Source organism: Bifidobacterium sp. ESL0825, from assembly GCF_052606465.1.
On sequence record NZ_CP199589.1, the window covers coordinates 751,894 to 764,377 of the forward strand.

At 59.1% G+C, this 12,484-nt stretch carries 10 protein-coding genes; 6 read left to right on the forward strand and 4 right to left on the reverse strand.

Annotated features, from left to right (window positions below; translation table 11 throughout):
- Window positions 1-18: 18 nt before the first annotated feature.
- Window positions 19-909 carry an ABC transporter ATP-binding protein gene (locus tag ACUIAG_RS03265; protein WP_445340359.1) on the reverse strand — a complete coding sequence of 297 codons (891 nt, stop codon included), beginning with the start codon at window positions 907-909 and terminating at the stop codon, window positions 19-21.
- Window positions 910-991: 82 nt separating this feature from the next.
- Here ACUIAG_RS03265 and ACUIAG_RS03270 point away from each other — a divergent pair, with 82 nt between their 5' ends.
- On the forward strand, window positions 992-1,186 hold the full coding sequence (locus ACUIAG_RS03270; protein WP_445340158.1) for a hypothetical protein: 195 nt from the start codon (window positions 992-994) through the stop codon (window positions 1,184-1,186).
- A gap of 160 nt (window positions 1,187-1,346) precedes the next feature.
- Here ACUIAG_RS03270 and ACUIAG_RS03275 read toward each other — a convergent pair whose 3' ends face one another.
- The 3 genes from ACUIAG_RS03275 to ACUIAG_RS03285 all read right to left on the reverse strand — a co-directional run bounded on the left by ACUIAG_RS03275 (window position 1,347) and on the right by ACUIAG_RS03285 (window position 6,451).
- Window positions 1,347-4,019 carry an ABC transporter permease gene (locus ACUIAG_RS03275; RefSeq protein ID WP_445340159.1) on the reverse strand — a complete coding sequence of 891 codons (2,673 nt, stop codon included), beginning with the start codon at window positions 4,017-4,019 and terminating at the stop codon, window positions 1,347-1,349.
- A gap of 32 nt (window positions 4,020-4,051) precedes the next feature.
- Window positions 4,052-4,939, reverse strand: a complete 888-nt coding sequence (locus ACUIAG_RS03280) for an ABC transporter ATP-binding protein (protein ID WP_445340160.1) — start codon at window positions 4,937-4,939, stop codon at window positions 4,052-4,054.
- A 192-nt stretch (window positions 4,940-5,131) separates the two neighbouring features.
- A complete protein-coding gene (locus ACUIAG_RS03285) occupies window positions 5,132-6,451 on the reverse strand; it encodes an O-acetylhomoserine aminocarboxypropyltransferase/cysteine synthase family protein (protein ID WP_445340360.1) in 1,320 nt (439 codons plus the stop codon).
- A gap of 266 nt (window positions 6,452-6,717) precedes the next feature.
- Between ACUIAG_RS03285 and ACUIAG_RS03290 the strand changes: the two genes are divergently transcribed.
- The 5 genes from ACUIAG_RS03290 to ACUIAG_RS03310 all read left to right on the forward strand — a co-directional run bounded on the left by ACUIAG_RS03290 (window position 6,718) and on the right by ACUIAG_RS03310 (window position 12,484).
- Complete coding sequence (locus tag ACUIAG_RS03290; RefSeq protein WP_445340161.1) at window positions 6,718-7,608, forward strand: pyridoxamine kinase; 891 nt, start codon at window positions 6,718-6,720, stop codon at window positions 7,606-7,608.
- Window positions 7,609-7,872: 264 nt separating this feature from the next.
- Complete coding sequence (locus tag ACUIAG_RS03295; protein WP_445340162.1) at window positions 7,873-8,496, forward strand: TetR/AcrR family transcriptional regulator; 624 nt, start codon at window positions 7,873-7,875, stop codon at window positions 8,494-8,496.
- 82 nt (window positions 8,497-8,578) lie between these two features.
- Complete coding sequence (locus ACUIAG_RS03300) at window positions 8,579-9,574, forward strand: DUF5692 family protein (RefSeq protein WP_445340163.1); 996 nt, start codon at window positions 8,579-8,581, stop codon at window positions 9,572-9,574.
- A gap of 805 nt (window positions 9,575-10,379) precedes the next feature.
- Window positions 10,380-10,898: a YraN family protein gene (locus ACUIAG_RS03305; protein WP_445340164.1), complete on the forward strand. Its 519-nt coding sequence runs from the start codon at window positions 10,380-10,382 to the stop codon at window positions 10,896-10,898.
- On the forward strand, window positions 10,898-12,484 hold the full coding sequence (locus ACUIAG_RS03310) for a YifB family Mg chelatase-like AAA ATPase (protein WP_445340165.1): 1,587 nt from the start codon (window positions 10,898-10,900) through the stop codon (window positions 12,482-12,484). Before ACUIAG_RS03305 ends, ACUIAG_RS03310 begins: the two co-directional genes overlap by 1 nt.

Below are 12,484 nucleotides of genomic sequence, written 5' to 3' on the forward strand. Positions count from 1 at the left end.
CCACACAGTGCACCCCCCCTAGTCCTGTACCTGGGAATCGTCAGCAGTGCCAGCCGACACTTGTTCAGCCAGAAGGTCATTCATGGCCTTCACTGTCGGATTCTGTCGGTCCGCGACTATCCGTCCGTCGGCAAAGACAAGCGCACGATCTGCGTAGGATGCGGCATAGGCATCATGAGTGACCATGATGACGGTCTGATTCAGCTCACGTACGGAATCGCGCAGGAACTTCAGAACACCAGTGCTGGCGGCCAGGTCCAGGTTCCCCGTCGGTTCATCCGCGAAGACCAGACCGGGTTTGGTTATCAGCGCTCTGGCGATGGCGACCCGCTGCTGCTGCCCCCCGGATAATTCACCGGGAAGATGGTCCAGCCTCTCCGACAAACCCAGAGTCTCTACCAGCTGCTCCATCCACGAGTTGTCGGGCCGAACGCCATCCAGTACCAGCGGCATGAGGATGTTCTGTTTGGCCGTGAACATAGGCAGCAGGTTGAAGCTCTGGAAGATGAATCCCAGATGTCGCCGCCTGATCAGGGTCAGCTGACGGTCGTCCAGTCGTGTCAGATCGACTCGGCCAGCCTGATCAATCGATGGATGATGACGATGTCTACTCTTCGGGTGCAGAAGATCAGCGGCCATATAGACATGGCCAGAGGTGACAGTATCCAGACCGGCCAGAACGTGCATGAGCGTTGACTTGCCCGAACCTGAAGGCCCCATGATGGCCGTGAACCGGCCTTGCTCGAAATTCACATCGATTCCGCGCAGGGCATGGACAGCATTCGAACCTTGCCCATAATCCTTGGTCAGCTGCCTGGCGCTGACGGCCGGCGGTCCCGCGACGCCTGGGCCTGCTCTATCGATTAACCCTTGTGAAGGTGAAGTATCCGCTTTGTTCTGCATGGTGATCCTTATCCGCCAGGAAGCCTTTCTCCCGTTAGCTTCCGACCCTATGCGGCTATCAGCTGCCGCGATATGGTCCCTAGGAGGGATGAAAATAATCAATCTTACGGATGAGTGCGCTGAAAAACTCTTCCTGTTAGGCTGGCACCATCCAAATCAACGCGGGGCGGCGGGGATGGACATCTGGGAGATGAAGAACATCATGTTCAGCGCAAAAGACGTGAGCCTCAAGACATGGAACCGTCAGTCCAAAGAATTGAAACAAATGCCCCGATCCCCTTGATTGACTGCGGGAATATCAAGGTCCATTCGCTCAAGCCGGCTCGCTTCCAAGCAGCATCAGTGAACACGGCATCTGGGGAGACAAATCAATCATTCCCGGCGCCGACCAAGGCGCGCTGGGATAAAGGCTGGTGCTTGTGATGCGCGCTGGTTGCTTGCCGTCATTCCTCAGCAAGAGCCACAACCGGTGGAGTCCGGTTGACGCGTCTTGCTGGCAGGACGCTTGCCAGGATCGCCGCTACGAGCGCCACCACCAGAATCACCAGTCCAGTGGACCAGGGAATGGGGAAAGCCACAGTACCCAGAGAGGAGAAAATCTCATAGGCTGCAGCCCAGCCGAAGAGCAGACCCAGGACCATGCCAGACAAGGACGACCCCAGGGCTATCAGCCCTGATTCCACAGCCAGGGATCGTCTGATCTGCTTGCGGGTCATCCCGATGGCCCGCAGGGTGGCGGACTCACGCCGACGTTCCAGCACCGAAAGGGAAAGCGTGTTGGCCACGCCGATCAATGCGATGGCAACTGCCACCGCCAGCAGGGCCAGGATGATCATGAGCAGGTTGTCGATGGTCCGGTCCCACTGTCGCTTCTCAGCCAGCCCGCCCTTCACAGAAACAGCCGAATACCCAGAAAGCGCACTCTTCACCTTGTCTATGAACGCCGAGACTGTTGGCGAGCCATCGACCTTGGCCCAGATCTGCACGGTCTGAGGCTGAACGCCATTGAGCGAGGATGAGTCGGTCAGGCCATATAAATTGCTGGCATCAATCCCCTGGAAGGGCGCGTAGACACTGGTCACGAAGAGTCTTTGAGCCACCGATGCAGATCCGCCTTGAGCGTCGCCTTGAATTGGGTTGAGCACATTGAGTCCCAGATTTCCGCCGTCATGAAAATCCTTCTGTCTATCCATGAGACTTTTGGGAAGTAGAAGGGCATCTTGTCCTGAAAGATCCTTGCCGACCTTGGCATTCAGGAGGCGATCGATCTTGTTTGAATCCAGAGCGAAAATAGTCATTCCTGCACCGTTCTCGCCGCCTGATTTGACCATGGCAGCATATTGGGGCACCAGTTCTGCCTGCGCGACCCCGTCGATTTGTCGAATGGCGTTCAGAGCCTTGGTATCCAGGCCATCGGCGCTGATCTGCAGATCGACCGAGTAGTGCTCATCCATCATGTCGGCCATGGTCTGCTTGGCGCTGGCGGCGCCTGTGGTCAAGGTGGCGACCAGCGTTACGCCGATCAGGAGGGCGGTGCCTGTTGCCGCCACACGGGAATGATTCCGTGCAATGTTAGCCACGGCGATTGTGGACGAGGGCCCGATCCGCGAAACCAGGGACCCGACTCCCTTGAGCATGAAAGGAATCCAACGATTGGCACTGAAAAGGATACCTAGGAAGGCAAGGACAATGCCGATGACAGCCATGGCAGCGACGATATTCAGCCCGTCTCCGGATGCCTTGCTGGCCTTGTCTGCCGTGACATTGAGCCTGACATGCCAGAGAGACCAGACCGTCATGGTGATGCCCAGCAGAATCATGACCACGCTGACAAACAGTCGTATTCTGCTCGTCCGCTTGTTCTGCAAAAGATCGGCAGGCCTCAGCGCCTCCAAAGGACTGACCCTGGTGGCGGCCCATGAAGACCCCAGGGAGGCCAAAACCGTAACGACGATGCCGAAAACGAGAGGCACCAGGATAACTGCCGGAGTCAGCTTCAATTGGAAATAGAGGGAACTCGTATGAGCCTTGGCTGCACCCAGAATGGCCATGATTCCGATGGCTGCGCCGACCCCGATCAGGGAAGCTACAGCGCCCAGGATGATGGAACGCATCAGGACGCTGGTCCTGACCTGGCTCTTATTGGCGCCAATCGTCCTCAGGAGGGCCAGGTAGCGACGTTGCCGAGCGACCATGACCTGGAATGTGTTGGCTATGACGGTGGCAGCCACGAACATGGCCAACGTGCCAAAGACCAGAAGGAAGGTGGTCACAGGGTTTTGGGAACCGCCGAGCGCGGTCTTGACCAGTCGGTCCTCCATAGTGTGACGGTCTTCAAGGGAATAGCCGGAAGGCATGAGCTTGCGCAAAGAGGCCAGACTCCCATCGAGGTCGCTGCCCTGCCCGCCAACATTCAGGTAGATGTTCTGGGCATACAGGTTATCCATGTTGCCAAGACCTGCTGTAGCCATCAAAGCATCTATGGTCTTGGGGGTCAGCACGATCGCGCCGCCCGACTCGCCAAACTCGCCGCCCTCGTTGCCCTGGTTCGAACTGACCCCCGACAAGGTCAGGGGCCTCGATACGAACCTACCCGCAACCTGGTCAGCGCTGGCTTGCCCTTTCGGCCCAAGGTCCTCAGAAATATACAGCATGTTAGGCGACAGGTTCAGATTCACCTTGTCACCCAGGGAAAGCTTGAGCCTAGATACAGTCGGCCCGGGTAGGACCACCTGGTCATCAGCACTGGGCCAGGATCCCTTGGACAGACCAACCGGCATCAGCGACGAATCCGCCATAGGAATGGCAATCACGCTCTCGCTCTTGACCTTGCCGGCGCGGACATCCACCATGAGCTGGGTGTCTGATCTGACTGCGTGAACGCCTGAGACTTTTGCCAGCTCCTCTGCTTTGAAGTCCTTCACCCTTTTCTGCTCTGAATGGCTGCCTTCCGCTGGGATGATGGCGTAGTTGGCCTGGGCAGCATCGGATGAGACCATACGCCGCATGGAAACATCCATAGTGTTGCCGAAGAGGAAGGTCATGGCAATGAACAGTGTTCCGACGACAATGGCGATGCCGGCGGGAACCATCATGCCCAGGTCATGCCGCATCATTTTCCTAGCAACGAACCACATGAGCATTCCCCTCAGCGATGAGCAGCCGAGTCAGCTGTAGCTGTAGAGGCCATGACTTCCTCGGAGAGCAAGGCATTCATGGAATCCACAGTGGGTCTGTCCTGGTCTGCCACGATTCGCCCATCCGCAAATACCAAAGCCCGGTCGGCAAAGGAGGCCGCAAAGACATCATGCGTGACCATGATGATGGTCTGCCCCAACTCGCGGACCGAATCCCGCAGGAAGCTGAGCACTTCGGTCGAAGAGGCCGTGTCCAGATTTCCGGTGGGTTCGTCTGCAAAGACAATGGAAGGTTTGGTGATGAGGGCCCTGGCGATGGCCACACGTTGCTGCTGACCGCCAGAAAGCTCGCTGGGCCGGTGGCTCAACCTCTCCTCCAGGCCCAGGGTCTTGGCCAGAACATCCAACCAGGCTGTGTCTGGCTTGGCCCCATCCAGGATCAGAGGCATGAGGATGTTCTGCTTGGCCGTAAACATGGGCAGGAGGTTGAAACTCTGGAAAATGAAGCCCAGGCTATGGCGCCTCAAGAGGGTCAGCTGATTGTCGTTGAGCTTGGTCAGGTCGACCACTCCCCTCCGCCCTCCATGACGGCTGGTCCGCCTGCCCTTCACCCCGGCAGCATCGGCGTTCAGGTAGACGTGTCCGGAGGTAACGGTGTCCAAGCCGGCCAAGGTATGCATAAGGGTGGACTTGCCCGACCCGGAGGGACCCATGATGACCGTGAACCTGCCCTGTTCGAATTCGACATCAACGCCCCGCAGGGCATGGACCAGGTTCTCCCCACTGCCATAGTCCTTGGTCAGTCCCTTGGCCTTGATGGCCACCTGAGCTATCTGCCTCGGTTTCCCCGCACCGGACGACGGATCGGAAGACGCCCTCGTCTTTGCTCCATGTTTCATGCCTCCATCTTACCTACCGCAATATTGCCGCCTCACTGGTCAGGTGCTGTCTGCCACTGGAGAAGGAAGGGGAGGCATATGCAAAGGCGCCCATCGAAACGTAATGAGGTTTCGACAGGCACCTTCTGCTTCTTCGCCTTCTCGGTCATGTATCACGCGTATACGGGACCAGGAAGGAAGTGTGATTGCCGGCTACTTGGCCAGTCCGGACTCCTTCAATGCCTGGAAGGCACCCTTGAGGTCGTCCAGAATGTCCTCGATGTTCTCTGTGCCGATGGAGAGCCTGATGGTACCGGGATGGATAGCCTGATCCTCCAGCTCCTCCGGCGTCTCCTGGGAGTGGGTGGTCGATGCCGGGTGGATGGCCAGCGACTTCACATCAGCCACGTTGGCCAGGAGTGAGAAGAGATGCAGGTTGTTGATGAAGACCCTGGCCGCATCCTTGCCGCCCTTCAGATCGAAGGTGAAGATGGAGCCGGCGCCGTTGGGGAAGTAGCGCTTGTAGAGCTCGTGGTCGGGACGGCCCTCGATTGCCGGGTGGCTGACCGACTCCACCTCCGGCACGGTCTGCAGGTAATCCACCACCTTCAAGGCGTTCTCGACGTGGCGCTCAACCCTCAGCGAGAGCGTCTCGGTCCCCTGCAGGAGGAGGAAGGCCGCAAAGGGCGAGATGACGGCGCCGGTGTCGCGCAGGAGGATGGCGCGAATGCGGGTGACGAAGGCCGCAGCCCCCAGATCCTGGTAGAAGCGCAGACCGTGGTAGCTGGGGTCGGGTTCGGTCAAGGTGGGGAACTTGCCGGGCACTGCCGCCCAGTCGAACTGGCCGCCTTCCACGACGACCCCGCCCAGGGTGGTGCCATGGCCGCCGATGAACTTGGTGGCCGATTCCACGACGATGTCAGCGCCGTGCTCCAGCGGACGGAAGAGGTAAGGAGTGGCAAACGTGTTGTCGACGATCACCGGCAGGTTGTGGTCATGGGCAATCTTGGAGATGGCCTCGAAGTCGGGCAGGTCGGCGTTGGGGTTGCCGAAGGTCTCGAAGAAGACCAGCTTGGTGTTCTCCTGGATGGCCGACTCGAAGTTGGCCGGGTCCGAAGGGTCCACGAAGGTGGTCTCGACACCATCGCGGGGCAGCGTGTGCTTGAGGAGGTTGAAGGTGCCGCCGTAGATGTTCTTGGAGGACACAATATGGTCCCCGGTCTGGGTGATATTCCGGAAGGCATACTCCACGGCTGCCGCTCCCGAGGCCACGGCCAAGCCGGCAGTGCCGTTCTCCAGGGCGGCGATCCTGTCCTCGAAGACCCCCTGGGTGGAGTTGGTCAGACGGCCGTAGATGTTGCCCGGGTCCTTCAGCGCGAACCGGGCCTCGGCGTGGTCGAAGTCGTGGAAGACGTAGCTGGTGGTGGCGTAGATGGGCACGGCCCGGGAATCAGTGGCTGGGTCGGCCTGCTCCTGGCCCACGTGGAGCTGAAGCGTCTCGAAATGGTACTTGTGCGGGTTCTGGTCGGTCATGTCGATTCCTATCTGTTGGTGACGTGCGTCCTCGTCCATGTTCTTGAATGAGACCATAAGCGGCACAAGCCCACCTGTTCAAGCCAGAAGGGACTTTTCGGTATCGTCCTTTTTTATAACAGCTTCCAAAAGGTTGAAAACTGGCCTTTTTTATCTCGCTATTGCACACGCGGCGGTGCCCGTTTAACCCCTCCGCTGTAGAGTCGAGTAAGCGACGGAGAAGGCTCCGCTGCGAACAGCCTCAGCAGGCATGAAGGAGTTCAAAGATGGCCGGACAGACGGACGATCAGAACAGGCTCTACCAGCGCGACAGCAAGTACATCCCCCGAGTCGCCGCTGTGCATGACATGTGCGGGTATGGCAAGTGCTCGCTGACGGCCGCCATCCCCATCCTTTCGGCAGCCGGATGCGACGTTTGCCCGGTGCCCACAGCCCTGTTCAGCGCGCATACCATGTTCAAGGACTACACCTTCCACGACACCACTGAAATGCTGCCGGGATACCTGGATGCCTGGCAGAAGGAGGGCGTCGACCTGGACGGGATCTACAGCGGGTTCCTGGGCAGCGCCGAGCAGGTCGACATCATTCAGCGCATGTATCGGGAATACCCCAAGGCCCTGCGGCTGGTCGACCCGGTCATGGGCGACGGCGGATCCATGTACCCCACCTACACCGAGGAAATGTGCCGGGCCGTGACTAACCTGGTCGATGGGGCCGACCTGCTCATGCCCAACCTGACCGAGGTCAGTCTGCTGACCGGCATCGACTACGAAGGCCAGGACCTCGACGATGCCCAGGTCGGTCAGCGTCTGGGCCGCCTGCTGGACATGGGCGCGAAAAACGTCATCATCAAGGGCATCGACCGGAAGGACGGCAAGCTGCGCAACTTCGTGGCCTCGGCAGATCATGGCGGAGTCAGCGAGCGCGCCGAGCTGGTCCACGACAAGCTGCCCTTCATGATCCACGGAACCGGCGATGCCTTTGCATCCAGCCTCTGCGGGGCGCTCTTTGCAGGACGAGGCCTGGCCGATGCCGCCCGGATCGCCGGCGAATTCGTCCGCTCAGCCATGCAGCACACACGCAATCAGCCCGACTATCAGCAGCGCGGCGTCAGCTTCGAGCTGGATCTGGGACAGATGACCGGATTGGTTCGGTAAGGCGGTCACCCGTACCTCAGGTCCTAGCATCACAGATTAACTGACCACAGGCCTCTATCGGACCCCGGAGCATTCTCCGCTTCGGGGTCTTCTCATATCCCCTTCCTCTCCACATGAGGTTAAACATGGTAGCTGCCTACAGATAGGCACCTAGACGAAATTGACACTTTGTCAAAGTTGGTTTTATACTTGAGTCGTCAATGTTGACATAGTGTCAAAGTTCAGTTCCTGGGTCGGCAAACTCCGGAAGGACGGGAAGTAACCATGCAGGCATCAGTTACAGAAGACGCGTCAGCTTTCGCACCGCGACGCTCGCACAAGAGGTCCAGAAAAAGCGACGAAATCATCCAGGCTGTGATCGATATCTGCAGGAATAAGGGATTCTCCCACATCACCATCAAGGACATCGCCAAGCAGGTGGGGATGACCAGATCCCTCTTCTACCACTACTTCCCCGACAAGGAGACGCTGGCCCAAGCCATGGTAGACAAGTCCGTCAACCAGGTCCTGGCCCGGATGGAGGAATGGAACAGGGTGCGGACACCCGGCGACGTCAAGGGAGCACTGGAGACCGTCGTACATGTGGCCCGGTCGATCATCGCCGACAACAGCCCGCTCCGACAACAGATGATTCACTCCGGCAACGGAGGGCTCTACACGCGATTCGTGGACCAGGTCTCCAAAGCCATAGCCGACTACTTCTGCCAAACAGCAGTTCAGGACTTCGCCAGGCACCATCAGGATCAATTGCCCATCGACCATGTGCGCGAAATGCTGATCGTCCTGATTTCCGGGTTCATCACCCTCCTTAGGGTGCAGCCGGACACCAGCGACGAAACTTTCATCCACATGGCCGCCCAAACGCTCCACTTGGAGCCCTACCTGTAAGGCGACGGCGTCCTTCCCGACATCCGCTGCCAAGAACCAAACCAATGAACACCTGACAGAGAAAAGAAGAAAGGACATCGTCATGTTGTTCCAAGTCTACGGAGCCAACGCCCCTTACCAATGGTTGGGCTGGATTCTTGTCTTCGCATGCCTGATCGGTCTCAACGAGGTCGCCAGGAGGAGCAAGACAGGAGGCATCATCTGCTTCCTGGCCATTCCCGCTGCTCTGACCGCATACTTCCTGACCATCTACGTATCGGCGGCCTTCGGGGCCGATTGGGCGCTGCATAACCCGACCTACGTCCATATGACCAGCTGGTTCCACTATGCCAAGCTCTATGCCGCCACCGCCGGATGCATCGGCTTCATGGCCCTCAAGTACGGATGGGGCAAGATCGGCAAGTCCCACTGGTTCAAGTGCTTCCCTTTCATCATCGTCGCGATCAACATCCTGATCGCCGTGGTCTCCGACTTCGAATCCGCCTTGCGCGGATGGGGCGGAACCTGGGTGTCCACTGAGGGTATCACCTTGATGGGCGGTTGGCACAACATCTTCAATGGGGTGGCGGGCCTGATCAACATCTTCTGCATGACCGGAATCTTCGGCATCTATGCCTCCAAGGACCGTCGCGACATGCTCTGGCCCGACATGACCTGGGTCTTCATCATCTCCTATGACTTGTGGAACTTCTGCTACACCTACAACTGCCTGCCCAACCATGCCTGGTACTGCGGCCTGGCCCTCCTCCTGGCACCCACCTTCGCCAACTTCCTCTGGAACAAAGGAGGCTGGATCCAGAACCGGGCCAACACCCTGGCCATCTGGTGCATGTTCGCTCAGGTACTGCCCATGTTCCAGGACTACTCGGTCTTCTCAACCCAGTCGGTCAACAAGGCCGGGGTCAACCTGACGGTCTCCATCCTCTCCCTGGCCGCCAACGTGCTCGCACTGGGCTACATCCTGGTCCGTGCGCGCCGTCAGCACATCAACCCCTGGACCCAGGAAGTCTTCAAGGGAACCAGGGACTTCGACCAGGCCATCACCCGTGCCGACATGAATGTGGTCACCGCGGCCTGATCCCCCTTAACCAGCCCACTAGGCGCTAGATGGATGGTGACGTGGTTTCCCGGGGGTTGCGTCACATCCACCTAGTTCGCTTCAAACCAAGCATCTTTGTCGATCAGAAATCCAATCACTACCTGACCAATCAGCCATATAGACCATAAGGCAATTGAGGAATAGGAGACCGGATGGTGCTTCTCGAGAAACCATCGGTTGCACCTCCTGGTCTCCTTGAATCCCTGCTTCCCTCATCCGGATGCATGGCGGCAACGAAGACCATCACAGGCTCTTCTTGTCGTGTTAGCCGACTCCTTTATTGGCCTGTTGCCCCGCATCTCTCTTAATCTCCTTCTCTTGGGCTGCCAGTCTCCGCTTCCATGGTTTCTGTTTCCTTGGTTTTCACTTTCCCCCTTCTCTGTTTTCAACTCTCTTTCAATGCTTTTCTTCTTTTGCCTCTGCCGCCTCTGCCTGATGCAGAGATAAGCGCAATAGGTACAGCGTCTGCATGGTCAATCCACTCGTTCATCCACTTTCGTGCGTGCGCAGGTTCATTCGACCACATGCCCGGTTCTACTAGTCGCCGCCTTCCTTCCAGTGGTCTCCTAGAAACATGAATACACAAGCACTGACTAGACCAACCAATCTCCGCACAGTCTTCAACGACAAGGACGACAGAACCGATGCCGACGCTATGTTCGCAGACCCATCGGTCACACAGCCCTTAAGCGCTCTGCCTGATTCCATAGGCTCTGCCAGCAACGCGGAAATAATGCAACCTGGAAATACCACATCAGCTACGAGCAGCCCTGAATCTTTCGACATGGAGCTGGCAGATGTTGAGCGACAGATCAGAGCCAAAGGCGTAAGCAGCCGAGAGCTCGGGCGTTTGGGCGAAGACTACGCCTGCCAGTGGCTGAGACAACGAAACTGGAGAATCCTGGCCCGGAATTGGAGAAGCAGATTCGGCGAGCTGGACATCATCGCCCTGGATCCTGAGGCGACTCTGGTCTTCGTAGAGGTCAAGACCAGACGCACCGGTCGGTTCGGGTCCCCGGAACAGGCAGTCGGCCCGCGCAAACAGACCCATCTGCGTCGAGCAGCTGTCCAATGGCTGATCAGCCACGACCGGGATCCCAACGCACGGCATCGCGGCACCCGTTTTGATGTCATCAGCCTGTCAGTCAAGTCCGACCCTGGCAGAAGCATGCATTCCGAGGGCTCCCATCCCCCGGCTTCCTGTCGGGCATCCGCCGAGGCCGTCAGGGAATCCAACCGTTCGGGCAGGGGCGGCTGGAATCCGGGATCGGTCTTCCTCAGACACACCAGGGAGGCCTTCTGATGCGTCTCGGATCCGCCGAATCCGTTGGACTGATAGGCCTCAAGGCCTTTCTCATCCACGTGCAGTCCTTCATCTCCCCAGGGCTGCCCTACTTCTCCATCATCGGTCTGCCGGATGCCTCCTTGTCGGAGTCGCGGGAACGGGTCAAATCCGCCTGCTCGGCCTGCGGATTCCGGTGGCCGCAGACCAGGGTCACCGTCAACATGTCCCCTGCTTCAAAACCCAAGCATGGCTCCTCACACGATCTGGCCATAGCGACCAGCGTTCTGGAAGCCGGCGGAGCGCTGCCGACGGAGGGCCTGGACCATACCGTCATCCTGGGCGAACTCAACCTGGACGGCACTATTCTGCCCATCAACGGTCTGCTCCCCATTCTCACTCAGGCCAGAGCTCAGGGAATCACGCATGCTTTCGTCCCTGCAGACAACCTTGATGAGGCCCGTCTGGTTCCCGATATCGAGGTCGTGGGGCTGCGCCACCTGGGCCAGCTCATCCAGGCCTTGGGTGGGCAAAGCAGGATTGTCGTCCCCGAAGCAGACACTCGCCGGGACTCTGACAAGTCGACCGCCATAGCGAGTGTGCACCCCAGGAACTCAGGTCATGAAGACAACTCACCCGCCAATGCCGACCCGTCTCCGCCCAAGCCGGACATGGCTGATGTGATCGGCCAGGAGGAGACCAAGTGGGCCATGATGGTGGCTGCAGCCGGCGGTCACCACATGCTCATGGTCGGTCCTCCAGGAGCCGGCAAAAGCATGCTGGCTGCACGGCTTCCCAGCATCATGCCCGCCCTGGATGCTGTTCAACAACTGGAGGTGGCCTCCATCCGATCCCTGTGCGGCACGCTGAGCCAATATGGGATCTCTGATGTGCCGCCCTTCGAGGCTCCTCATCATACGATCTCCATGGCGGCCATGGTTGGTGGCGGCGCCGGACTGGCCACGCCTGGCGCCATCACCCGTGCCCACCGCGGCGTCCTCTTCATGGATGAAGCCCCGGAATTCTCCCCAAGGGTGATCCAATCCCTGCGCGAGCCCCTGGAGATCGGGCGAATCTTCCTGTCCCGCGCCAAGGGCAGCACCACCTTCCCGGCTCGTTTCCAGCTGGTCATGGCTGCCAATCCCTGCCCCTGCGGGTACGGATACGGCACAGGCGAGCGCTGCACCTGCACGCCCCGCGAGCGCCTCCGCTACTGGAACAGGCTGTCCGGACCCATCATGGACCGCATCGACATCCAGACCACCGTCCCTCCTGTGACCGACCCGGGATTCGGCGACCACCGTCCACGCCAGCACAGCGCCCGGATCCGCCAGCGTGTGACCCGCGCCCGTCAGACAGCAAAAGAGCGTTTCCACAAGGAAGGCTGGACCTGCAACGCCCAGATCAGCGGAGAATGGCTGCGCCGGAATACATCAGCCAAGGCCCGTTCGGTCGTGGATCAGGCCCTGCGCAGGCAACGGATCAGTCTGCGAGGTGCCGACAGGACCATGCGCCTGGCATGGACTCTGGCAGACCTGGACGGGCGGACCAGCCCGGGTGCCGACGACGTGACCACCGGCATCCTGCTCAGGACAAGGGCCGTCTGA